The following is a 22,820-nucleotide window of genomic DNA, read 5'->3' as shown; positions in this document are numbered from 1 at the left end:
CCGGGCACTTTGTTTCAGCGTGACATGTCACGATAAGGCGAGATCAATGCTAAAACACCAACACTACAAAGACCGGCCGGTAAAGCTCACCTTCCCTGATGGCAGTCACGGCTACATCCGTACTGATCGTCGGTGTGATGTGTATTACGACCTGCCGCCACAGGTGAAGATTGAAGCCCGCGAACAACCACAGAAGGATGAGCCAAAATGATTTACGGTCTGTTTCTTCTGATTTGTTCCGGTGCAGACTGCCAGTATCAGCCATACGGTTATATCTATCCGGATGAAAGAAACTGCCTGATGGATAAAGACGCACTCACCGCCGAAGGTGTGCTGTCAGAGTGCTACCTGATTGATGAAATTATTTCGGCTGATTTTGCTCAGACAAAAAGTTGATTAAGCATAATCAGTTTTATTCCGCCACGGTGATTACCATGATGCCAATACCATTACAGGGGAAAACATCATGGAACCGTGGCAACCAGGACAACAATTACTGACCGACTTTGATATTAAATTAGGCCGCTTGGCCGCGAGTGTAAAAAACAGGCCATGCACTCCGGCAGATGTTAAACGCGCATGCGATACAGCCGACCTTCTTATTTTATTGATGATAAGGCAAGACCAAGATGAAAAACGAGAGTGACGTAATTACCCCGGACGAAATGATAGAACTGACCGGCTATCAATTCCCGTCAAAACAGTGCGAAGCCCTGGAGCGTGCCGGTATCTTTTTTATAAAGCGGCCGGATGGATACCCGAAAACGACCTGGGCGCATTTTAACAGCCCGCTGGCTAAACGGCAGGCATTACCGGTATCTGAAGAACCTGACTTCGGGGCTATGTAATGGCAAGAACACGTAAAGACCCGAAAGATAACCATCTGCCAAAGCGGGTATACAGAGGCCGTTCAGCCTATGAATTTAAACATCCGGATGGTCGTACCATTCGCTTGTGTTCATTGGACAGCGATAAATCTGTCATTTGGTCACATTATGAAAAGCTAATAAATGAAGATAAGTGTACAGAAACATACGCCTCACTTGTTGAAGAATTTTTCAAGTCGGTTGATTTCATGGATCTGTCAGGTGAAACTCAAAAAGACTATACAAAATACTCACGCAAAGTACTACCTGTCTTCGGGAAAATGAAACCAGACAACATAAAACCTGAGCATATCAGAAAATACATGGACAAACGGGGGCTTAATAGCCGCACTCAGGCTAACAGGGAAAAAACATTTATGTCCCGGGTATTCCGATGGGGATATGAAAGAGGGAAAGTAAAAAGCAATCCATGTCAGGGAGTTAAGCAATTTAAAGAAGTGGCAAGAGAGCGCTACATTACGGACCGTGAATATAATGCATTATATCAGTCAGCACCAACCATTATTCAGGTCGCTATGGAATTAGCTTATCTTTGCTGTGCACGTCAACATGACGTTTTAACACTGACAAAAGAGCAGTTACTGGATGAAGGTATTTATATCAGGCAGGGAAAAACAGGAAAAAAACAAATCAAAGCATGGTCAGAGAGACTTAGAAAGGCGATCAAACTGGCAAAGCAATTACCGCTTACTGTGACTATCCCAAGCCTTTATGTCCTCCACCAAAAAAATGGTTGCAAATATAGCCGTGATGGTTTTAACAGCAGATGGCAGGCAGCCAGAGAAATAGCAGCCGCTAATAATCCTGATATTTCATTTGATTTTACTTTTCATGATTTAAAAGCGAAAGGGATATCGGATCTGGATGGAACGCTGCAGGATAAACAAAAAATATCTGGGCACAAAACCATCACTCAGACTGCAAGATATGACAGAAAAATTCAGGTTGTTCCGGTGGTAGGTAATCAGAAATGATGAATATTCATTCAATATATGAAATTTATATTCTGAACGGATATTCTGAAAGTATTCTGAACCGTGATTTTAGTCACAAAAAAAGCGACCATAAAGGTCGCTCTCTTTTAACTCTAACTCACTGATAAATCAATGAATTTCTGTATGGTGCCCAGAGCGGGACTTGAACCCGCACAGCCTTGCGGCCGAGGGATTTTAAATCCCTTGTGTCTACCGATTTCACCATCTGGGCTGAATATGGAGGCGCGTCCCGGAGTCGAACCGAGGTACACGGATTTGCAATCCGCTGCATGGCCACTCTGCCAACGCGCCCTGGAGCGGGAAACGAGACTCGAACTCGCGACCCCGACCTTGGCAAGGTCGTGCTCTACCAACTGAGCTATTCCCGCATCTCTGAACTTACTGATTTACTTATCTGTTTTCGTAAACCGCTGTGTCGTTCGGATGCGTTGCATTCTACTGATTTCACGCTGTGAGTCAACCGCTTAATTCATGAAAAATGATCGTTCGCTGTTTTTTACAGCATATCGATCAGGCTTCACTCAAATCCGCCCATGCAGCGCGTAAATATTGGAACATAGACCAGAAAGTCAGGATCATTGCAATGTAGAAAAGGATGAAAGCCGCAATTTCCGTCAGGTCATTTGGCTTCCAGATGAGCCCCACCAGCGCCACCATTTGTGCCGTGGTTTTGACTTTACCCATCCAGGAAACGGCAACGCTGTTGCGTTTGCCCAGCTCCGCCATCCATTCACGCAGTGATGAGATAATAATTTCACGGGCAATCATTGTGATGGCAGGCAGTGTTATCCACCAGCTCGCATAATCTTCTGTTACCAGTACCAGTGCGGTCGCCACCATCACTTTATCCGCGACAGGATCCAGAAAGGCCCCGAAACGGGTGGTTTGCTTCAGACGGCGGGCAAGGAAACCATCAAACCAGTCTGTCATCGCAGCAATGACAAAAATAGCGGCGCTGACAACCGGTGCCCAACTGAACGGTAAATAGAAGGCAAGAACAAAGAACGGTATCAGGATAACGCGAAACAGAGTCAGCCATGTAGGGATATTTAATCGCATAACGGAGCCATTATTTTATAAGTCAGATGAAAAAGCCGCTTGCGCATCTGCCGGCACAATATTACCGCCCCGCTGATTCCGGGGCACGTTGCGTGATTTTCAGGTTCTGCGCAATCCTACCGGATAACACCATACTACCACAGTTACGGATAACTCACCGCTGTTATTGAAAAAATTCTCTCGTTTGCCACACCGATAAGCCCTGTTTATTAATGCTTAAGCGCATGGTAAATTTTTTCCGCCAGTGCATACGAGATAGTCGGGACTTTGGCGATTTCATCAATACTGGCGTTACGCAGCGGCTGTAACCCGCCCATGTATTTGAGCAGCATTTGCCGCCGTTTCGGCCCGATGCCTTCTATCGATTCCAGCGCACTGGTGTTTTTAACTTTTGCCCTGCGCTGCCGGTGGCCGGTGATCGCATGATTGTGAGATTCATCACGGATATGCTGGATCACATGCAGCGCCGGTGAGTCCGGCGGCAATGCCATGCCTTCCCCCGAGGCAGCAAAAAAGAGGGTTTCCAGCCCCGCTTTACGGTCACTGCCCTTCGCTACCCCGATCAGTTTTGGTCTGTTTTTATCCCAGTCCACATCCAGGCCGGCAAAGGCTTCAATCGCTTTACCGAGCTGACCTTTGCCCCCGTCGATAAAAATAATATCGGGGATTTTTTCGTCACCGATATGTTTGCCGTAACGGCGGTGCAGTACCTGATCCATCGCCGCATAGTCATCCCCCGGTGTGATACCGGTGATATTGTAACGGCGGTATTCCGATTTCACCGGCCCGTTGCTGTCAAAAACCACACAGGAAGCCACTGTCTGGTCACCCATGGTATGGCTGATATCAAAACATTCCATGCGGTTAATGGCTTCAATGCCGGTCAGCTCTGACAGGGCTTTCATACGTGTCGCAATAGTGGATTGCTGCGCCCGTTTTGTCATCAGCGCGGTAACGGCATTGGTGTGTGCCAGCTTCAGATAACGGGCGCGGTCACCGCGCGGTTTTGGCTGAATCAGGATCCGCCGTCCGGCAAACTGAGACAGCGTTTCCTCCATAATCTCTTTTTCCGGTAACGGGAAATCCAGCAGAATATCATCCGGTAATGAACGGTTCTCACTGCCCTGGAGATAGAACTGTCCGATAAAGGTTTGTACAATTTCATCCGGTTCCGTACCGGCCGGAACTTTCGGGAAGTAACTGCGGCTTCCCTGTACCCGCCCGTTGCGGATAAACAGGACATGAATACAGGCCAGACCGGTATCAAAATAAACACCGACGACATCCAGGTCATCACCGGATCCGGTGACAAACTGTTTTTCAGTAACAGCGCGAACAGCCTGAATCTGATCCCGCAAACGGGCAGCCTCTTCAAAACGCAGTGTCTGACTGGCCTGCTCCATTTTTTCCACCAGTTCTGTCAGCACCTGCTGATCTTTACCTTCCAGAAACAGGCGGACCAGGTTCACTTCTCTGTCGTAATCCTCATCACTCACCAGCCCTTTGACACACGGCCCCAGACAGCGGCCAATCTGGTATTGCAGACACGGGCGGGAGCGGTTGCGGTAGACGCTGTCCTCACACTGACGGACGGGGAATAATTTTTGCATCAGCGCCAGCGTTTCACGCACAGCATAGGCGTTCGGAAACGGCCCGAAGTATTCCCCTTTGGCGTGTTTAGCCCCGCGGTGAACAGCCAGCCGCGGGTGCTTGTCATTGCTGCTCAGATAGATGTACGGATAGGATTTATCATCGCGCAACAACACGTTGTAACGCGGCTGATATTTTTTGATGTAGGTGTGTTCCAGCAGTAACGCCTCCGTTTCCGTGTGCGTCACTGTGACATCTATCTGAGCAATGTTTTTAACCAGCTGCTCGGTTTTTTTTCCCGAAACCTGCGTACGGAAATAGCTGGAAAGCCGTTTTTTCAGATCTTTGGCTTTCCCGACATAAATCACTGTACCTTCAGCATCATACATCCGGTACACTCCGGGCTGGCTGGTTACAGTTTTTAAAAATGCTTTCGCATCAAATTCAGTCACAACCGGTTTTTCCATACGGAATACAAACTCTCTGTTTTCGGCGTTAATTCAGTCATCGTGTATCGCGCCTGCTGCCCTCCGCAGGTACGAATGGCACCACGCTGTCAATGTGGATCAGCCCGTAGCGCAATGCCAGATGGGTGAGTTTAATATCACCATCAATATTCAGCTTATTAAATATTCTATATCGATAACTGTTCACCGTCTTGCTGCTGAGACACATTTTGTCAGCAATTTGTGTGACTTTAATGCCCTGCGCTATCATGACCATCACCTGACGCTCCTGGTGGCTCAGTTTATCCAGCGGGTTGCTGTCATGTGCATGCAGGCGGGTGTCAAGAATGGTCTGCTGGGCGATATCCGGTGCCACATAACGCTGGCCCCGGCTGATAATCCGGATGGCGTGCAGTAAATCCTCACTGTCACTGTTCTGATACAAATACCCCGCTGCACCACTGTTCATCACTTTATACGGTGAAATCAGGCTGTGTTCATCTGTCAGAATGACCACTTTAGTTTCTGAGGTATAGCGGGTAATTTTTTTTGCGGCATCCAGGCCACTCATCACCGGAAAGCCGATATCAATCAGCGCCACATCCGCATGATTATCACGGCACCAGCGCACCGCAGTGGCACTGTCCCTGACCTCTCCTGCTATTTTCATACCTTGTGTTGCCGTGATAATGGCACCAATCCCTGCACGGTAAAATTCATTCGTATTTGCCACTAATACTGAAATCACACAGAACTCCTTTCTGAATTTTCAATAAATTTACCGAAATTATACAAGCACCAGTTAAACCGTTATTTAATAAAAATGATATTTTTAATATAACAGACTGAATATTATAAATATATTTCGTTGTTAAAAATTGATTTCAGTGATGATTCAACAGAAACATAAGGGATAAAAGGAGATGGCTGCCGGGAGACAGCAGCCGGAGACAAACAGATAATGTTACGGCATGTCAGGGTGAAAACGATCAATGCTGACCAGCTGGTCAAAAGGCAGTTTACCGGTACGCGGATAAGGCTCACCGGCGGATTTGCCAATCGCCACCATCAGGCAGATTTCATAGTTTTCCGGCAGGTCAATGACTTCAGCCACCGCATTAAAATCAAATCCGTCCATCGGACAGCTGTCATATCCCTGCTCTTTTGCCAGCAGCATCAGGGTCTGGGCAAAAATACCGGCACTGCGCATAATTTCATCACGCTGGGTTTCCGGTTTACCGCGATAGTAGTTATCAACCGCACTGACCATAAAATCCCGCACCAGCGGATCTGCATCATGCCAGATTTCACGGGTGCGGGAACTCCAGGCCGCGATATCACCGCATAAAATCACCAGCATGGAAGCATCCGTCATCTGCGGCTGATCCCAGCCCACTTTGCGGATGTTGCGGCGTTGTGCCGGATCTTCCACCAGCAGCGGACGCCAGTGCTGAAGATTAAAGGCACTCGGGGCATTTTCCATCGCCAGTGACAACAAGGCTTTTTTTTCATTCAGCGGGATCACAAAATCAGGATCAAACTTCTTGGTTGCTCTGCGCTGGCGTACAGCATCAATAACATTCATACAAGCTCCTGTTTATTCCATTTATTATACGGATGATGTCTTTACCATAGCATGAATTTTACCCCGGATGCGGGGAGAAGATGACGCCGCAAAAAAAACCTGCACTCCGGTGAGTGCAGGTTTTCAGTCATTAACTGTCAGTAAAATTACGCGACCAGTTTGAATACGATGTTACCGATGGTCAGCAGACCGATGATGGTAACGAAGTAGTTAGATGCCTGACCTTTGTATTTGCTCAGAGCCGGTACACGGTTAACCGCATACATTGGCAGTAAGCACAGCAGAGATGCGATGATTGGTGCACCCATTGCTTCGATCAGATCCAGGATGTTCGGGTCGAGATACGCGATAACCCAGGTCGAACCCATGATGAAGACCATGGAGATCAGGTTCAGTTTACCAATGCTGACTTTGTTTTTGTCGCCACCGAAAGCAAATTTCAGTAACAGGCCGTTCATACCTTCCAGAGTCCCCAGATAGTGACCGAAGAAAGATTTGAAGATGGCAACCAGTGCGATGATTGGTGCAGCCCAGACCAGGATAGAGGCCAGAGTACCGTTAGCACCGCCCACGTTGTTGAAGTGGTAAGCCAGGTAAGTCAGAACAGGGATGTTCATCTCTTTCGCTTCAGCCATGTTAGCCGGAGACAGCGCGAACAGGCAGCTGAATGCGAAGAACATAACCACACCCACCATCAGTAAACCGGCACGGGAGATGATTTTGTTCACTTTCTGCTCGGTGAAATCTTTACCGCACGCCGCTTCATACTCTTCACGTTTTGATACCACGAAAGAAGAGACGATTGGTGAGAAGTTGAAAGAGAACACCATGATAGAAATACCCAGCCATACGGTTACCAGGATACCGCTGTGACCGAACAGCTGGAAGCTGTCTGCATTCACAGTATCAAATACCGCTGAGTTCCAGTAAGGGATCAGCGCCAGAGATAACAGTACCAGGCTGGCAATGAACGGGAACACCAGGTAGCTCATGACACGGACCATCAGGTCTTTACCGAAGTAAATAATGATAGCCATGGCTAACAGCAGAACCAGAGCAACCACACCACGGTTCAGCGGCATCAGACCCAGCTGCTGTTCCCAGAATGCCATAAAGGTATTGGTAATAGTTACGCCGTAGATCCACAGCAGCGGACAGATTGCGAAGAAGTACAGGAACGTGATGACAACACCACCGCCTTTACCAAAGTGTTCTTCAACGGTTTCTGTGATATCGCCTGACGGATTGCTGCCTGACAGACATAAACGGGCTAATGCACGGTGACATAAGAACGCAATCGGATATGCCAGAACCAGCATGATCAGAATCGGGATCAAACCACCGTAACCGGCACGAATCGGGAAGAATAGTACCCCTGCACCTATAGCAGTACCGAACAGACCGAGTGTCCAGGTCGTGTCCGATTTACGCCAGCTTTTATACTCAGCCGGAATCTGGGTTTTGTCAGTACTCATGTTGCTTTTCCTTTTAAAAGACTATGCAAATATTATTTTTCGTGGGTACCAATAATTTCAGAGATACGAGTCAGGTCAATGTTCCCGCCGGAAATGATGCTGACTGTCTTCTTATGTTCAATATATTTTTTCAGTTTTCCGCTCAGAATCGCAGCAGACGCCAGTGCACCGGCACCTTCGGTCACGACTTTGTTGCGCTGAATTAACGCAATCATGCTTTCGCGGATTTCTTCTTCTGTTACCAGAATGATGTCTGTCACCAGCTCTTTCACGATATCATACGTGATACTGCCCGGCGTCGAAACATCGCAACCATCTGCCACAGTACCGGCATCACGATGGGTCGTGATTTTACCAGCACGGTATGATGCTTCCATACCATGAACGTTTTCAGATTGGACACCGATCACATTAATAGTCGGGTTGATGGATTTCAGAGCCACCGCAACACCGGCAATCAGACCGCCGCCGCCGATTGGAACGATAACGTTATCGACATCGTACAGATCTTCAAGGATTTCCAGACCAATAGTCCCCTGGCCTGCGATCACTTTTTCATCATCGTATGGCGGGATAAAGATACGGCCTTCCTGCTCAATGATTTCTCTTGCTTTAGCAATGGTGTCATTGAAGTTATTACCGTGCAGAACAACTTCCGCTGAGTAATCGGAGGTTGCTGCAATTTTGGATTTTGGTGCCCCGGTAGGCATAACAACTTTGCCGTTGATACCTAACATAGCGCAGGATAAAGAAACGCCCTGAGCATGGTTACCGGCTGAGCAGGCAACGATACCCTGTGCTCTTTCTTCTGGTGTCAGCGAACTTAACTTGTTAAATGCACCACGGAGTTTGAATGAACCTGTGCGCTGCATGTTTTCAAATTTTAAGTGGATTGTGCCGTTGCACTTTTCACTTAAATAGTTGGACTTCGGCATACCCGTTTTGTAGACATGTCCTCTGATGGTTTTTTGTGCATCAATGATATCTTTAATGGTTACCGGAAGATCGTATGTAATCATGACAAACCTCGTCCTATCTTTTTATATATATTAAAATTGAGTCTAACTATACCGACAAATTTAAAAACAACTGTATTTCAAATCATATTTTTAAAATATTCCCGAAAAACTTTCTCAACGTGTGATCCAATCCAAACTTCTTTCGCTTTTCTGTCTTTTTTAATGTTTTATATTTCATTTCAAGTTAAATGAAAATGCCTTAATGTTGATAATTTGTTAAATTCGGGCGATTAGTTTACCTCCCCGTTGCACATGGCGATCTGTTTTCCGTTTTTTGTTGTTTATGTTGTCTTTTTGTAAAGAAATAACTGCATAAAAAGGCATGTGAATGATCCGAACACGTAAAAAAGCACAGGTATTTTGACAAAAATTAATCTTACTAAGGCCCCATCTCACAGCAAAATATCCTGATTTTTTTAACAATCCTTAAAATGCGATGTGATATAAATCACTAAAAAAATCATATCCATTTGTTTATTATGAATTTGACTAATTATCATCCGATACACGCCTGATTTATGGTAGATCGTAACATGTTCAGTTCGTCTGTATGCATTATCGCCGAATACTTACCCGGAGCAAATCAGAACAAAAAATCATCAAATAATTTGTTTACATGTTAATAATTCCCATTTATCGCCGTGATGTTACATTTGCATGACATAAATCGTAACGTTTTTTTGCCTGACAGCCCGAAAAAGTGTTCACTTTAGGAAACAGCTAAATGGCTGTTTTTTTGGCCTGAATCTGTATTTTTTTTAACCTAGCGATTAATTAAATATATCTCTAATTTGTGACAACTTTATTTATCTGTCATCTTTAAACCAAAATTAAACAGAAGAAAATATAAATTTGCTAAATGCATTTTTTAATAATCAAAAAATGATACCCACCTGTTTTTTTATAACCTATTTTCTTTCTTTTATTTTACCCGGGACGAAAATAGCCGGTTTTTGACTGTGGGAATAGCCTCTAATATCAACATAAGCCAACTACAGGCGGTGTATTAGTGATTTATTCTTCAAATCGCGTCAAAATCAGTCTGTTTCGTTTACTGTAATAATAACCAGCCCTATGGCAAACCCTGCGCCGCTCCGCATTAAAACCGAAGAAAATGTTATTTTTCTAAAATCGATTCAGTCATAAGAATGGTTTTCTGCGGTATCAGTACAATTATCTGTTACAACACACTGCTCGTGTGACTCAAACTAACCGGTGTGACTGTCCTCATACTTCATCAATCATGGCGGCTTTGCCATTGTATTCCGGGACAGTCATGGTGTAATGATTTACGACTTAAGTGTTAACCCCGGTAAACAGGAGAATGCATATGTTCGACTTGACAGGTAAAATTGCGGTAGTTTCCGGCGGCGCCAAAGGGATCGGGCGCGGCATCGTTACTGCGCTGAAAAAGGGCGGTGCCACCATTATTATTGCCGATATTGATGAAAAAACCGGTAGTGCTACCGCTGCAGAGCTGGGAACAGACTTTATAGCACTGGATGTGACCTCTCAGTCTCAGTGTCGTGCAGTCGTCAGTAAGGTCAGAGAAAAGTACGGTCGTCTGGATATCCTCTGCTCAAATACGGGTATTTTCCCGCAGTGCACCATCAAATCCATGACGGAGCAGGACTGGGATACCATGCAGAAGGTGAATGTGAAGGGAATGTTTTTCCTGGTTCAGGCCGCGCTGGCTGTGATGGAAGAACAAAAACATGGCCGGATCGTAATTACGTCTTCCATTACCGGCCCGGTCACCGGCTTTCCGGGCTGGAGCCATTACGGCGCAAGCAAAGCCGCGCAGCTCGGCTTCATGCGCAGTGCCGCACTGGAATATGCCCGCCTCGGGATCACCATTAACGCAGTCCAGCCGGGCAATATCCTGACTGAAGGACTGAAAGCACAGGGTGAAACCTATCTGGACCAGATGCGCGCCACAATTCCGACACACACGCTCGGTGAGCCGGAAGATATCGGTTATGCAGCGGCGTTCCTTGCCTCCGATGAAGCTAAATACATCACCGGACAGACCATCATTATTGACGGCGGCCAGATTTTACCGGAATCCCCGGAAGCACTGCTCTGATAAAACAGCACGGGTGAGGATACCGCCCGGTATCCTCTTATCTGCCCTGCTCTCTCGCAGCAGTAATCAGTGTCTCGCCCAGATAGCTTTTCTCTGAGGTAATACCCGGTAATACCAGATAATATCCGCCGCCAAACGGTTTGATGTAACGCTCAAGCGGTTCGCCGTTCAGCCGTTTCTGGGTATCAATAAAGCCTTTTTTCAGGTCTTTCTGGAAGGAGATAAAGACCAGCCCCATATCCAGCTGTCCGGACGGAGTGAGCCCCAGCGAGTAGCTGTAACTGCGGCGGCGCAGTTTGGCAACGTGTCTCTCTGTGGAGCGGGGCTCTGCGCGGCGCATGTGGGAATCAAATAAAACCCGGTCACCGTGCGGATCCTGCTTAAAATCCGGATCATCGTGCTCATGCACTTTCCCCATCGGCGCTCCGCTGGCTTTGTGACGGCCAAAATCATTTTCCTGATCTTCCAGCGGCGTCCGATCCCAAAATTCCAGTTCAAAACGGATAAGACGCACGGCCTGATAACTGCCGTTTTCCGCCCAGGCGGGTTCCCGGCCGGTGATCCAGATAAGATCGTTCATCAGGGCATCATCACCGGCATCAGCATTGCCGGTACCATCTTTAAAGCCAAACAGGTTAACCGGTGTTGTGCGGCATTCAATATCCCGTGCGGGCAGAAAACCGTCAATTTTCCACAACGGTGCCACCCGACCGGAGAGACGGCGTAATACTTCACGCAATGCATAAATCACCGTTTCACGGCTGTTGGCACAAAACTGCAGCAGGATATCCCCGCCGCACCATGCCGGATCAAGCCGGTCATTCGGAAACGCCGTCATAGCCGTAAATTTTTGTGGTTTCAGTGGCGATAAACCGAAGCGCTCATCAAACAGGGAATGGCCGAGAGAAACCGTGACCGTCAGCGCATCAGCCGTCAGTGCCGTACCGAGAATACCGGATTCCGCAGGCGGCATTCTGTCATCGCCCGGTGCCGCTGCCTGCCGGTTGCGGGTCAGTTCCGCAATACAGCCGGTCAGCCGCCGGAAAACATCCTCAACCTCATCCAGTGTTTTCACCGTCAGGTTCAGTGACAGAAAAATGGCTTCTTTCTGCTCCGGCGTGATAACCCCGGCCTGATGTTTGCCGAGATACGGAATTTCCCGCAGCCGGGCGCTGTTATCACACGCCGCCGGTGCGGCAGCGGCAGAAAAGGCCGGTAACCCGCCGGATAACAGGACACTCCCTGCCCCCAGCCATTTCAGGGTATTTCGTTTGCTGAGGCTGACAGACTCTTCTGTCTCAGTCAGTTTCACTTTGCCATCTTTCATGGTTCATTCCGGTATTTGTAATACACATCTATTTTCAGTTCTGCACGCAGTTGTGCCAGCGATTCCGCCAGCAGAGTCAGATCGGCATACAGTTGCTGTTTGTCTTCTGCTGTCAGTTTTTCATATTCTGCATACTGCCCCCGGGTATCCCGGTAACGGGCCATGACCGCATCCGGCCCGGCAAACTGTTTTCTGAGTGTCTCATTGGTTTTTGCGGATAATAACGGCGCCAGCCCGCTGACAATGCGCCTCGCGCCCTCAATATTAGCAGCGATATCTGACAGATCTGAACGGCTGTAACGGTTTTCATCACCGCTCAGTTTCGTGCTGAGAATCAGCTCAATACTGTCATCCGCTGACTGCACCAGTTTTGCCGCCGGCAGCGTTTCCACGGCGATCCGTTGTTTCAGGTCATTAATATTGCGCAGCAGATCTGCTGTCGCGTCCTGTGCGGCAGCGGGATCATTTTGTGCAAACAGCGCATATTCGATGCGGTGAAACCCGGTAAATTTCGGATCCTGCTCGCGGCTGAGAAAATACCCGGCGTGAGGATTAATCACTCTGTCAGCATGACCGAAAACCACCACTGCCGCGCGGATAATCTCATAATCATAATGTGCCTGAATATAAGCCTGCCGTGCGGCTGCCATATCTCCGGCAGCCAGTGCTTTTTGTAACAGCAACAGCTGATGTTCAGCCGCTGCCGTTTGTTTCCCCATCATCGTCATATAATCCGCCACAACCGGACGAAATATTTCCGGTGACGGAATATCCCCTTTGGCGATCACCACATCACTGCCGGTATCCGGATTACCTGCTCGGTATTTTTCCGCATAGCCGGGAGCGCTGAGCAGCAGTGATGTCAGAACCAGTATGGCTGTCCGGTTAATCCGCATGTTTTTTTCCTTTGCGGCAGAACAGCGCAATAATCACCAGCCAGTACACCACAAAAGTAATAACACTCAGGCCAATAGGCTGGGCGCGATAACCGAACAGGCTGGCCAGGAAGCTGCCGGTGGTGCTGGTGTCATCCAGCCAGTTCGTGGTATCCCACAGCGGATAGATAAGGAAGTCATTCAGTTCGATATCATGCTCGGTCAGCAGGTTGACGATTTCTTCCGTTCCTTTGAGCAGCAGAGAACAGGCCAGGAACAACAGCACAATACCGGTGATGCGGAAAAACCATTTCCAGGCAATTTTCCGGTAGGTGAACAGAAACAGCCACAACGTCAGTGCCGCCACGGCGATACCGGCCACGACTTCCCCGGTAAATGACCACAGGGTGTCCGCATTCAGTCCCATCACAATACCGGAGAGGAACACCACTATTTCACTACCTTCACGGGCTATTGCGATCGCCACAATAAACAACGCACCCCACCAGGAGTGCTGCCGGGCGCTGTCATTCATCTCCTGCTCAATGCCGGATTTCAGTGATGCACTGTGTTGCTGCATCCAGTACACCATCTGCACAATCAGGACTGCCGCGAACAGCGACATGCCAATCATAAAGTACGTCTGACCGCTGTCATCCAGCACATTAAACACGCCATAGATAAGCAGTGCGAGAAAGAGCGACAGCGCAACACCCAGTGCCACACCACCCCAGAGATAGCGGCGCCCTGCGGCGGCATCCGGGTGTTGTTTTATCCACGCATAAATGATGCCGACCACCAGCAGAGCTTCAAAGCTTTCACGCCAGACGACAAAAAGAACCTGTCCCATAATGAATTCCTGTGAACTGACACTTATTCCGCGATAATTTCACCGGCCGGGTGCGACAGATGAAAATCATCAAAAAAGGTATATTTTCCGGGTTTGAGCGGTGCAATCACCACCACGGAAGACGCTCCCGGCGCCAGCACTTTCTCTTTGCGCAGCTGGGTGCTTTCAAATTCGACCGGTTCGGTACCGGTATTGGAGATTTTAATGCGGATCGGCGTTTTCGCGGGTACCTTCAGTACCGGCGGTGTCAGTTCGCCGTTATTCATTTCCAGTTCGACAGTGAATTTCTCTGCCGCCGCGGCGGGCAGTGACATCAGGGAAAGCACCGATAAACACAGTGCCATAACAATGAGTTTCATGAGTGACCTCAGCGGGGTAGTGACATCCGGTGTCCGGACAGCAGACCGCGGTTACCGGCCTGCTGTTTTCCTTAAATAATAAACTCAGTAACTGCCTTTGCGGCCGGTACCGGCATATTCGAAGTCCCAGGAGACATCAAACGGCTCAAACCACGGAGCAACACCGGTTTCTTTGTCAATATGACGACCGAAAGCCACATTGTCGTTCATGCTCGGCGGAGAGATGCGGTATTCGACGCGATATTTACCGTAGCCATCCAGCTTCAGGTTTTCACCGTAATGCGGGCCATCACTGGCAACCATCGCCATAAAGGTACCTGACTGGGCTTTCTTCGGATCATCCAGTTTGGTGACTTTGTAATCCACTTTCAGATACGGGATCCAGTCCCCTTCCGCGAAGCCGTTCGGGTTTTCCTCAACGGCATGGATATCTGCTTCCAGATGGATATCTGACTTATCCGCCGCCAGGTGATGCATTTCATGTTTGCCTTCCACCGCCATGGTGATCGGCTGCAGATACACACCCTGAATCTCCATACCGTTTTTGATAACAGGCTGCCCGAGCGGATATTCCAGTGCCAGGGCAGAGGTTGATACCACGCCCAGTAATGCTGCTGCCACACTCATCCCGATACGCATGCTGATTCCTCATTGTCTTTACGCAAATAGTGCTGACAATAATAATCATTACCATTTACCTCATTCAAGTAAAAGTTATCGCTTACCGCCACATTTTTCAATGAAACGGTTACATTTCAACCCGGATTCAGCCACGAAATACATCCGCAAAAGCAATGTCCGGCAGGAAATATCTATCCGCCGGTGATGACCCCTTCGCCGTATAAAAACTGGACGGCAGGCAACCCTTTACGACATAATGGCGCCTCTGAAATAAAACCGGCGGATGTTTATGTTAGAAACTATCGGATTTGTGCTACTGGTGAGTACCTGCGGCGGCGATGCCTGTGAAGCACTGCCGGTCACGGAAGATATCTATACCAAACATGAGTGTGAACACCGCCTGAAATATATCGCCAAACGCCGTCCGAACCTCTACTTTATGTGTAACGAGGTGATGCGCGAAACCGGCTCCGGTGATGACAGCAGTCCCGGTAATCCGGAAAACACACTTCCCCCGGATGAGCAGCCGGAACCGCTTAACTGAACGGATTAATTCCCTGTTTTATCAGACGCCGGAAACGGAAAATTGCCCAACCGTTGATCACCAGAAACGTCGATTCAATCAGTGTGCCGCCGACCGTTCCCAGCCAGGCGTTATACACCACCCAGCACGCCGTTGAACACCAGATTACATACCGCATACGCAATCCCGTCAGCAGAAAAAATGCAAACGTGCTCATCAGGGTGCCCGTTACCGGCAACACTTCCTGCCAGGTGCGGATATTCGGGACAGCCAGAATCAGCGTCAGCGAAACAAATAACCACAGCACCCAACGCTGGCGGTGACTGATGGACACATACGTCCGGATGCTGTTGAGCGTGGCACTGATCCCGGCGGGATATGCACCAAGCAGAAAAAAGTGGGATGCCATAATGGCGGTGTAAATTGATAACCGGATTTTGAGCTTCCGCTCATTGCGCTGGATAAAAACCGTTGTCCCGATAATAAACGCAACAATACCGAGCCCCTGCCCCGCATAATACAAATAGTCCATCATCCCCTGCCGTCATCACATGCTGAATGGTTTTAATTGTTGTGCTGTCAGCATAAACAGAATTTGTTCAGGTTGCGAGTTATTGCACATTAAAAAAGAGGCCGCAGCCCCTTTTCTTATTGCATCATGCCGTCATCACATGTGCAGTGGTATCAGCATGCCATATAGCCCGGATAATGTGTCTCGATTTTGTGATAGGTCCGGGTTTTTTTATTGTCGTCCTGAATTACACAGATTTTGCTTTTTGACTTCAGCGCCGGCGGGATGTTATCCGCGTTTTCATCTGCGGTGGCTGCAATAAAGATGTTAATTTTTGATTTCCCTTTACTGAATGTATAGGGCATTCCTAACAAACGTCTCGCCGCTCTGTTAGTTCGCATAATAAACTCCTCATTGTTGTGAACGTTCATCCATTATAGCAACTTACTGAAAATAATAAAGTTTTCTCTAAGTGACTGATTTACCGCCGGCATAATGGTATTTCCGTGCCCTATCCTGTATGTTGGGTATGACCTGTTCACTGACCGGGAGAGTCTGATAAATGGCGTGTATTTTTTGTGATATCGCGGCGGGGAAAGCGCCCTGCCATAAGATCTGGGAAGATGAGCATTATCTGGCATTTTTGTCGATATTTCCCAATACCGACGGCTTTACGGTGGTGATCCCGAAAGCGCATTACCCGAGCTATGCGTTTGATCTGGAAGATGATGTTCTGACCGGTCTGGTACTGGCGACCAAAAAAGTGGCAAAAGTGCTGGAAAAAGCATTTCCGGATGTCGCACGCTGCGGCATGTTTTTCGAGGGTTACGGCGTGGATCATATCCACAGTAAACTCAGCCCGATGCACGGCACTGCGGATATGACAGAATGGCGGCCGATAGAGCATAAACAACCCGCGTTTTACACGCAGTATCCGGGATTTTTGTCATCTCACGACTGTGAGCGGGCAGATGATAAAAAACTGGCTGAACTGGCTGCGGCTATCCGCGCAAGTCAGGAAAAGTAAGTGATTCCGGTGGTATCTCACCACCGGAATGTTGTGTCAGCGGACTTCGCACCCGACCACGGTGGCATACCCGAGGCCATCACTGTCCATCATCAGCAGACACTGCGGGCTGAGGGTCTCCATCGCTTTTATCAGCATCATTGCCATCACAAAAACCGCTTCTCTGTCGGCGCTGACCTGATTATCCGCAATATAGATATTATTTTTCAGGAAAGTACGGCTCTGCGCTTTATTGCAGTACTGATAAATCACATCCTGCGCCAGTTCATTTTCCCGCATCAGCCAGAAGGATTTTTCTTCCTCTTTATCCAGCAGGTTCATTTTTTCCAGCATCGGCAGATCGGCAGATAACTGCATTTCATTGATTGGCATAAAGCGGGACAGGCTGCCGTTAAACGGAAAGGTATTGCGCTCAAAGTAGTAGCAGGATGTCAGCAGAACAGCACTTGCCATTTCATGGTACGCAGGAATTTGCCCCGCCTGCCAGATATTCAGCCCGACCAGCAGCCACATGGCGCTGTTGTCTTCCTCATCAAACAGATGACCGATATCTTCCGGTGTCTGAATAAATTCCGTCGCACAGCCCCAGATTTTCGTTATATTGCGTTCAATTTCTGTATTTTGCAGCGGATTCGGGGTGATAACATACACCGTTTTTAATTTTGACTGATAACCTTCATGCTGCTGATCCAGATCTTTTGCCAGTGCGGTAAAAACCGCTTCGACAGAATGGTCATAACCGGCAAGCAGCTGTTTATCTTCCTCTTCTGTCCGTTGTTTCCGCTCTGAGGTATAAACCTGTCTGACACTTTTCGGCATCAGCAATGAAACCCCGGTAACCATCAGTTTGCGCTGGCACCAGTTGACCCACTCATTGCGTTTGAAAGTAATGGAGGCATTCCAGCTCTGACAGGCGATCCGCGCCTGCTCATGACGGTGCATAGCGTAAGTGAACAGACACATCCAGATAAGAATGTACGGCAGATAGATAAAAATCAGCACTTCCGTCAGCGGGAGTTTTAAAATACAGAAATCGAGAAAAAAGATAAGGGCCAGAACGACGAACAGCAACCCCAGCCACAGCGTAATTTTGGCGCCCGGTGCATCACGTTTAACCGGAAATTCAGGAACAGGCCACGACATCGGAACAGAACTCCATGCTGAAAGAAATACAGATATGCCGCTCCGGACTCCGAAACGACGTCAGTGTTTGTTTTAAAAAGAGAGATCACAAAAAATCGTGACTGATACAGGGGAATAACGGCAGACCGGTTAAAAACTTTAATGGAACAGCATGAAGCAGATCACAAAAATCTGATTGAGTGTACCGAGAAACAGACAGAAACAGGAAGATAAAATACAGGGGAAATAAGAAAGATGGTGGGTCGTACAGGATTCGAACCTGTGACCAATTGATTAAAAGTCAACTGCTCTACCAACTGAGCTAACGACCCATCTTTGGGATTGATTTTCAGGAATGGTGGGTCGTACAGGATTCGAACCTGTGACCAATTGATTAAAAGTCAACTGCTCTACCAACTGAGCTAACGACCCATACCTGAGTGATGCGGGAGAATCATGTGAAGTGGTGGGCGATACCGGGCTCGAACCAGTGACCCCCTCCTTGTAAGGGAGATGCTCTACCAACTGAGCTAATCGCCCACTTCAGGATGACTGCAACTTACATCATTATTATGAATGGTGGGCGATACCGGGCTCGAACCAGTGACCCCCTCCTTGTAAGGGAGATGCTCTACCAACTGAGCTAATCGCCCATTCATAACATTTACTGCTTTACTTCACTATCACAACGTTCATTCTTAAAAAGAATGGTGGGCGATACCGGGCTCGAACCAGTGACCCCCTCCTTGTAAGGGAGATGCTCTACCAACTGAGCTAATCGCCCGTCGTGATGGAGGTGCATTATAGGGATCTGCGCGTTTGAGTCAACGCTTTTTCGAAAGAAAATGATCGTTCGTTGTAATTTTAGTCACCCTGTTCTGATTATCGCCATCCGCGCGCAGTATGTAAGCAGAAACCGGATAAATCGTGATCGCCGTCAGATTCATTGCTGCAAAAACGTCCTGTTTTGTCATATATTTTTCCTTTTAACACGGGAAAAATGACTTTTTCGGCCTTCTTTTCCCCTTTTCATTGAGGAATTATGTCTCAGTGCTAAAATATCCCGCATCGTATTTCTTCATCCACTACGTCTGGCGCAGACGTTATGAAAGGCATTCCAATGAGTAAAGTAAAAACCCGTTTCGCACCCAGCCCTACCGGCTACCTGCATGTGGGCGGCGCACGTACCGCTCTGTACTCCTGGCTGTACAGCCGTCACAACCACGGTGAATTTGTCCTGCGTATAGAAGATACCGATCTTGAACGCTCAACTCAGGAAGCTATCGACGCCATTATGGACGGGATGAACTGGTTAAATCTCAGCTGGGATGAAGGCCCGTATTACCAGACCAAACGCTTTGACCGCTACAATCAGGTGATCGACACCATGATTGAAAACGGTACCGCTTACCGCTGCTATTGCTCCAAAGAGCGCCTGGAAGCCCTGCGTGAAAAACAGATGGCGAATAATGAGAAGCCGCGTTACGACGGTTGCTGCCGTGATCATGCCCATAACCATACTGCGGATGAGCCGCATGTGGTGCGTTTCCGTAACCCGCAGGAAGGCTCGGTTATTTTTGATGACAAAATCCGCGGGCCGATTGAATTCAGCAACCAGGAACTGGATGACTTAATTATCCGCCGTACTGATGGTTCCCCGACCTATAACTTCTGTGTGGTTGTCGATGACTGGGATATGGAAATCACTCATGTTATCCGTGGTGAAGACCATATCAACAATACACCGCGCCAGATCAACATCCTGAAAGCGCTCGGCGCACCGGTACCGGAATACGCCCACGTCTCCATGATCAACGGCGACGACGGCAAAAAATTATCCAAACGCCATGGTGCAGTGGGTGTGATGCAGTACCGCGATGACGGTTATCTGCCGCAGGCGCTGCTGAACTACCTGGTGCGTCTGGGCTGGTCTCACGGCGATCAGGAAATCTTCAGCATTGAAGAAATGACGGAGCTGTTCACCCTGGAAGCCGTCAGCAAATCTGCCAGTGCATTCAATACTGAGAAATTACAGTGGCTCAACCACCACTATATTAACAGTATGCCGGCGGAAGAAGTGGCCGTTTATCTGCAGTGGCATATTGAAAATGCCGGGATCGATACCCGCAACGGGCCGGAACTGGCAGATCTGGTCCGCCTGCTGGGCGAGCGCTGCAAAACACTGAAAGAAATGGCGGAAACCTGCCGTTACTTCTATGAAGACTTTGACAGCTTCGATGCTGATGCCGCGAAAAAACATCTGCGTCCGGTTGCCAGTCAGCCGCTGGAAGTGGTTAAAGCCAAACTGGCCGCCCTGACCACCTGGACACCGGAAGCCGTACACGAAGCCATTCAGGCAACGGCTGATGAGCTGGAAATCGGGATGGGTAAAGTCGGTATGCCGTTACGTGTTGCTGTGACCGGTGCCGGTCAGTCTCCGGGCCTGGATGTGACCGTACATGCGATTGGTCAGTCCCGTTCTCTGGCGCGTATCGATATGGCGCTGGCCTTTATTGCTGAACGCGAAGCACAGTAATCACTATCGGCAATCTCAATACCCGGCTTAGTGCCGGGTATTTTTTTGTCATTTTACTGAATTGACGGCTTTTTCACCGGTCACACACGAATTTCATATTAACCCGTTGACAGTTCAGGGAACCTTGCCTATTATGCTGCGCGTCCAGTCGATTTTATCGGGGCTATAGCTCAGCTGGGAGAGCGCTTGCATGGCATGCAAGAGGTCAGGGGTTCGATCCCCCTTAGCTCCACCAAATCGTTGGTGACTGATAAATACCGTGACATCCGGTTTTCCGGGGCTATAGCTCAGCTGGGAGAGCGCTTGCATGGCATGCAAGAGGTCAGGGGTTCGATCCCCCTTAGCTCCACCAAATTCAAACCCCGGTCTCTGACCGGGGTTTTTCGTTTCTGCCTTCCTGTCATTGTGCGGTATACCCGCCATCCACCGGATAAAACCCGCCGGTACAAAAACGACTGTCATCTGATAACAGAAACGCCACCATTTTTGCCACCTCTTCCCGCGCTGCCATCCGTTTCATCGGGTGACTCTCCGCCATCATGGTCTGCACATCCTGCGGTAACGCCAGAATATTCGGTGTTGCCACATAGCCCGGACCGACCGCGTTAATCCTCACCCCCTGCTCTGCATATTCCAGTGCCGCCGCCCGTGTCAGTCCGAGTACCGCGTGCTTGGCCGCAGTATAAGGCGCAATTCCCGCAATACCGGTGACGCCGTTACAGGCTGATAAATTCACTATCGCTCCGCCACCGCTTTTGATAATGGCCGGAATACCGAATTTCATCCCGAGGAATGTGCCGGTCACATCCGTATCCATCACATCCTGCCAGGCCTCAGCATCGTAATCCGCAATCTTCACGCCGTGCGGCCCGGTGATCCCGGCATTGTTCACCAGTCCGTGCAAAGCACCAAATTTATCTAATACCGTGCTCACCATCCGCCTGCAATCGATCGATTTACGTACATCTGCTTCAATTGCCAGCACGCTATACCCCGTAGGATCCCACTCATTTATTGCCTTTTGCAGATGTTCCGGATTTCGCCCGGTAATCGCAACTTTAGCGCCTCTTTTCAGTAATTCACGGGCAATTCCTTCACCTACTCCGGTTGACGCACCGGTAACCAGAATAATCTTCTGTTGAAAGTCAGTCATCACATCACCTTTTAATTAACTTTAGTTAACCAAAAGCTTAATTGATTAACTTTTGTTAATCAACTTCCTTTTCCTGATTTTGCCTTTCAGCTAAACTAAGGGTGAGGATAAAAGGGAGGTGTTATGTCATTCAAGGAACTGGAAAATACACTGTCATTGTTACAGTGTACATTGGTAGCGCAACGGACCATCAGCTCACCTGAAAAGGTGACATGGGCACAGTATGACGTAATGGAAATGTTGCGCCTTCAGGGGGATTTAACCCCGTCGGATTTAAGTCAGAAACTCGGGATTTCACGCCAGAATGTCTCGAAATCATTACGGGCACTGAAAAAACACCAGTTTGTTTCCCAGTATCAGTCGGAGACCGATAAACGGGAACTGGTGACTCAGCTGACCCCCGAAGGTGAAGAGTTTCTGTCCCGCGCGGCAACAGGACGCACCCGCAATGCAGAAAAAGTATTTGCAAGTCTTGATGACGATGAACAGCGCCAGTTTCGTATACTGAGCCGGAAAGTCATCGATGCACTGACCCGGGATCAGTGAGCAGGACGTTTAAGCGGTTTTATCAGACCACTTAACCCTTCGGTTTTAATCACGAGGGTGATCTGCATCAGCTGGCCCAGGCGCCCTTCCGGGAAACTGTCTTTACGGGCAAACCAGAGCAGGTATTCCTCGGGAAGGTCAATTAAACGGCAGCCTTTGTATTTACCAAATGGCATAGCCGTGTTAGCGACAGCCACTAAATCTTCTTTCTCCATCATCTCTCCTGAT

The 22,820-nt window shown here is 48.5% G+C and carries 27 protein-coding genes and 10 tRNA genes; 12 read left to right on the top strand and 25 right to left on the bottom strand.

The genetic code is table 11. The annotated features are described in order from the left end of the window. The first annotated feature begins 46 nt into the window (after nt 1-46). The 5 genes from N7387_RS16080 to N7387_RS16060 all read left to right on the top strand — a co-directional run bounded on the left by N7387_RS16080 (nt 47) and on the right by N7387_RS16060 (nt 1,861). Nucleotides 47-211 carry a hypothetical protein gene (locus tag N7387_RS16080; protein ID WP_279800250.1) on the top strand — a complete coding sequence of 55 codons (165 nt, stop codon included), beginning with the start codon at nt 47-49 and terminating at the stop codon, nt 209-211. Then, complete coding sequence (locus tag N7387_RS16075; RefSeq protein ID WP_279800249.1) at nt 208-396, top strand: hypothetical protein; 189 nt, start codon at nt 208-210, stop codon at nt 394-396. The genes N7387_RS16080 and N7387_RS16075 overlap by 4 nt, the downstream gene beginning before the upstream one ends. A 70-nt stretch (nt 397-466) precedes the next feature. Next, entirely contained in the window at nt 467-646 is a 180-nt protein-coding gene (locus N7387_RS16070; protein ID WP_279800248.1) for a hypothetical protein, read from the top strand. Beyond that, the gene (locus tag N7387_RS16065) at nt 630-848 is read left to right on the top strand and encodes a DUF4224 domain-containing protein (RefSeq protein WP_046894825.1); all 219 of its coding nucleotides are present in this window, start codon (nt 630-632) and stop codon (nt 846-848) included. The genes N7387_RS16070 and N7387_RS16065 overlap by 17 nt, the downstream gene beginning before the upstream one ends. After that, entirely contained in the window at nt 848-1,861 is a 1,014-nt protein-coding gene (locus tag N7387_RS16060; RefSeq protein ID WP_279800247.1) for a tyrosine-type recombinase/integrase, read from the top strand. Before N7387_RS16065 ends, N7387_RS16060 begins: the two co-directional genes overlap by 1 nt. A gap of 145 nt (nt 1,862-2,006) precedes the next feature. On the opposite strand, the gene N7387_RS16055 is transcribed toward N7387_RS16060, so the two are convergent. From N7387_RS16055 to tdcB, 9 genes are all read right to left on the bottom strand, one after another. Then, a tRNA-Leu gene (locus N7387_RS16055) sits at nt 2,007-2,093 on the bottom strand. A 6-nt stretch (nt 2,094-2,099) separates the two neighbouring features. Next, a tRNA-Cys gene (locus tag N7387_RS16050) sits at nt 2,100-2,173 on the bottom strand. 1 nt (nt 2,174) lies between these two features. Further along, nucleotides 2,175-2,250: transfer RNA gene (locus N7387_RS16045), tRNA-Gly, on the bottom strand. Nucleotides 2,251-2,392: 142 nt separating this feature from the next. Next, complete coding sequence (gene pgsA, locus N7387_RS16040) at nt 2,393-2,941, bottom strand: CDP-diacylglycerol--glycerol-3-phosphate 3-phosphatidyltransferase (RefSeq protein WP_025152910.1); 549 nt, start codon at nt 2,939-2,941, stop codon at nt 2,393-2,395. 209 nt (nt 2,942-3,150) lie between these two features. Continuing rightward, on the bottom strand, nt 3,151-4,983 hold the full coding sequence (gene uvrC / locus N7387_RS16035; protein WP_279800281.1) for an excinuclease ABC subunit UvrC: 1,833 nt from the start codon (nt 4,981-4,983) through the stop codon (nt 3,151-3,153). Between the two features lie 52 nt (nt 4,984-5,035). Next, complete coding sequence (locus tag N7387_RS16030) at nt 5,036-5,725, bottom strand: response regulator (protein WP_025152908.1); 690 nt, start codon at nt 5,723-5,725, stop codon at nt 5,036-5,038. 216 nt (nt 5,726-5,941) lie between these two features. After that, entirely contained in the window at nt 5,942-6,562 is a 621-nt protein-coding gene (locus N7387_RS16025; protein ID WP_025152907.1) for a nitroreductase family protein, read from the bottom strand. Nucleotides 6,563-6,708: 146 nt separating this feature from the next. Further along, a complete protein-coding gene (gene tdcC, locus N7387_RS16020) occupies nt 6,709-8,037 on the bottom strand; it encodes a threonine/serine transporter TdcC (protein WP_279800246.1) in 1,329 nt (442 codons plus the stop codon). A gap of 32 nt (nt 8,038-8,069) precedes the next feature. After that, nucleotides 8,070-9,056: a bifunctional threonine ammonia-lyase/L-serine ammonia-lyase TdcB gene (gene tdcB / locus N7387_RS16015; protein ID WP_004240287.1), complete on the bottom strand. Its 987-nt coding sequence runs from the start codon at nt 9,054-9,056 to the stop codon at nt 8,070-8,072. Nucleotides 9,057-10,386: 1,330 nt separating this feature from the next. On the opposite strand from tdcB, the gene fabG reads away from it, so the two are divergent. Further along, nucleotides 10,387-11,142 carry a 3-oxoacyl-ACP reductase FabG gene (gene fabG / locus N7387_RS16010; protein WP_279800245.1) on the top strand — a complete coding sequence of 252 codons (756 nt, stop codon included), beginning with the start codon at nt 10,387-10,389 and terminating at the stop codon, nt 11,140-11,142. Nucleotides 11,143-11,179: 37 nt separating this feature from the next. Here fabG and efeB read toward each other — a convergent pair whose 3' ends face one another. The 5 genes from efeB to N7387_RS15985 all read right to left on the bottom strand — a co-directional run bounded on the left by efeB (nt 11,180) and on the right by N7387_RS15985 (nt 15,192). Then, nucleotides 11,180-12,469: an iron uptake transporter deferrochelatase/peroxidase subunit gene (gene efeB, locus N7387_RS16005; protein ID WP_279800244.1), complete on the bottom strand. Its 1,290-nt coding sequence runs from the start codon at nt 12,467-12,469 to the stop codon at nt 11,180-11,182. Then, the gene (locus N7387_RS16000; RefSeq protein WP_279800243.1) at nt 12,466-13,365 is read right to left on the bottom strand and encodes an EfeM/EfeO family lipoprotein; all 900 of its coding nucleotides are present in this window, start codon (nt 13,363-13,365) and stop codon (nt 12,466-12,468) included. The genes efeB and N7387_RS16000 overlap by 4 nt, the downstream gene beginning before the upstream one ends. Beyond that, nucleotides 13,355-14,194: an FTR1 family protein gene (locus N7387_RS15995; protein WP_262860572.1), complete on the bottom strand. Its 840-nt coding sequence runs from the start codon at nt 14,192-14,194 to the stop codon at nt 13,355-13,357. Before N7387_RS15995 ends, N7387_RS16000 begins: the two co-directional genes overlap by 11 nt. A 23-nt stretch (nt 14,195-14,217) precedes the next feature. Further along, nucleotides 14,218-14,538, bottom strand: a complete 321-nt coding sequence (locus N7387_RS15990; RefSeq protein WP_279800280.1) for a cupredoxin domain-containing protein — start codon at nt 14,536-14,538, stop codon at nt 14,218-14,220. 99 nt (nt 14,539-14,637) lie between these two features. Beyond that, nucleotides 14,638-15,192 carry an iron transporter gene (locus tag N7387_RS15985; protein ID WP_004240274.1) on the bottom strand — a complete coding sequence of 185 codons (555 nt, stop codon included), beginning with the start codon at nt 15,190-15,192 and terminating at the stop codon, nt 14,638-14,640. Between the two features lie 271 nt (nt 15,193-15,463). On the opposite strand from N7387_RS15985, the gene N7387_RS15980 reads away from it, so the two are divergent. After that, nucleotides 15,464-15,718, top strand: coding sequence for a hypothetical protein (locus N7387_RS15980; RefSeq protein WP_279800242.1), 255 nt, complete (start codon nt 15,464-15,466; stop codon nt 15,716-15,718). On the opposite strand, the gene N7387_RS15975 is transcribed toward N7387_RS15980, so the two are convergent. Together N7387_RS15975 and sra are read right to left on the bottom strand one after the other, a co-directional pair. Then, nucleotides 15,711-16,229 (bottom strand): YgjV family protein, encoded by a 519-nt coding sequence (locus N7387_RS15975; protein WP_262860611.1) that lies wholly within the window; start codon nt 16,227-16,229, stop codon nt 15,711-15,713. The two genes, N7387_RS15980 and N7387_RS15975, sit on opposite strands and share 8 nt — an antisense overlap. A 152-nt stretch (nt 16,230-16,381) precedes the next feature. Continuing rightward, a complete protein-coding gene (gene sra / locus N7387_RS15970) occupies nt 16,382-16,609 on the bottom strand; it encodes a stationary-phase-induced ribosome-associated protein (RefSeq protein WP_025152896.1) in 228 nt (75 codons plus the stop codon). Nucleotides 16,610-16,770: 161 nt separating this feature from the next. Here sra and N7387_RS15965 point away from each other — a divergent pair, with 161 nt between their 5' ends. Beyond that, entirely contained in the window at nt 16,771-17,235 is a 465-nt protein-coding gene (locus tag N7387_RS15965; RefSeq protein WP_143971400.1) for an HIT family protein, read from the top strand. Between the two features lie 36 nt (nt 17,236-17,271). Here N7387_RS15965 and N7387_RS15960 read toward each other — a convergent pair whose 3' ends face one another. The 7 genes from N7387_RS15960 to N7387_RS15930 all read right to left on the bottom strand — a co-directional run bounded on the left by N7387_RS15960 (nt 17,272) and on the right by N7387_RS15930 (nt 19,331). Then, nucleotides 17,272-18,378, bottom strand: a complete 1,107-nt coding sequence (locus N7387_RS15960; protein ID WP_279800241.1) for a hypothetical protein — start codon at nt 18,376-18,378, stop codon at nt 17,272-17,274. Nucleotides 18,379-18,613: 235 nt separating this feature from the next. Next, nucleotides 18,614-18,689 (bottom strand) — tRNA-Lys (locus tag N7387_RS15955). A 24-nt stretch (nt 18,690-18,713) separates the two neighbouring features. Beyond that, nucleotides 18,714-18,789, bottom strand: a tRNA-Lys gene (locus N7387_RS15950). Between the two features lie 32 nt (nt 18,790-18,821). Beyond that, nucleotides 18,822-18,897 (bottom strand) — tRNA-Val (locus N7387_RS15945). 37 nt (nt 18,898-18,934) lie between these two features. Then, a tRNA-Val gene (locus N7387_RS15940) sits at nt 18,935-19,010 on the bottom strand. Nucleotides 19,011-19,065: 55 nt separating this feature from the next. Continuing rightward, nucleotides 19,066-19,141 (bottom strand) — tRNA-Val (locus N7387_RS15935). Between the two features lie 40 nt (nt 19,142-19,181). Next, complete coding sequence (locus N7387_RS15930) at nt 19,182-19,331, bottom strand: hypothetical protein (RefSeq protein ID WP_262861443.1); 150 nt, start codon at nt 19,329-19,331, stop codon at nt 19,182-19,184. A 146-nt stretch (nt 19,332-19,477) separates the two neighbouring features. Between N7387_RS15930 and gltX the strand changes: the two genes are divergently transcribed. From gltX to N7387_RS15915, 3 genes are all read left to right on the top strand, one after another. Then, nucleotides 19,478-20,893: a glutamate--tRNA ligase gene (gene gltX / locus N7387_RS15925; protein ID WP_279800240.1), complete on the top strand. Its 1,416-nt coding sequence runs from the start codon at nt 19,478-19,480 to the stop codon at nt 20,891-20,893. Between the two features lie 159 nt (nt 20,894-21,052). Beyond that, nucleotides 21,053-21,128: transfer RNA gene (locus N7387_RS15920), tRNA-Ala, on the top strand. A 41-nt stretch (nt 21,129-21,169) separates the two neighbouring features. Then, nucleotides 21,170-21,245 (top strand) — tRNA-Ala (locus N7387_RS15915). Between the two features lie 48 nt (nt 21,246-21,293). Here the strand turns inward: N7387_RS15915 and N7387_RS15910 are convergent. Further along, the gene (locus N7387_RS15910) at nt 21,294-22,046 is read right to left on the bottom strand and encodes an SDR family NAD(P)-dependent oxidoreductase (RefSeq protein ID WP_279800238.1); all 753 of its coding nucleotides are present in this window, start codon (nt 22,044-22,046) and stop codon (nt 21,294-21,296) included. Between the two features lie 123 nt (nt 22,047-22,169). Here N7387_RS15910 and N7387_RS15905 point away from each other — a divergent pair, with 123 nt between their 5' ends. Then, on the top strand, nt 22,170-22,592 hold the full coding sequence (locus N7387_RS15905; RefSeq protein WP_045138659.1) for a MarR family transcriptional regulator: 423 nt from the start codon (nt 22,170-22,172) through the stop codon (nt 22,590-22,592). Here the strand turns inward: N7387_RS15905 and N7387_RS15900 are convergent. Next, entirely contained in the window at nt 22,586-22,807 is a 222-nt protein-coding gene (locus N7387_RS15900) for a DUF3820 family protein (RefSeq protein WP_045138658.1), read from the bottom strand. The genes N7387_RS15905 and N7387_RS15900 overlap by 7 nt on opposite strands. Nucleotides 22,808-22,820 lie beyond the last annotated feature (13 nt).

Origin of the sequence: Morganella sp. GD04133, from assembly GCF_029835375.1 — a bacterium.
In the GTDB taxonomy this organism is placed as follows: Bacteria; Pseudomonadota; Gammaproteobacteria; order Enterobacterales; family Enterobacteriaceae; genus Morganella; species Morganella morganii_B.
Note: the sequence above shows the minus strand (reverse complement) of the source record. Positions and strands in the feature narration are given on the sequence as shown.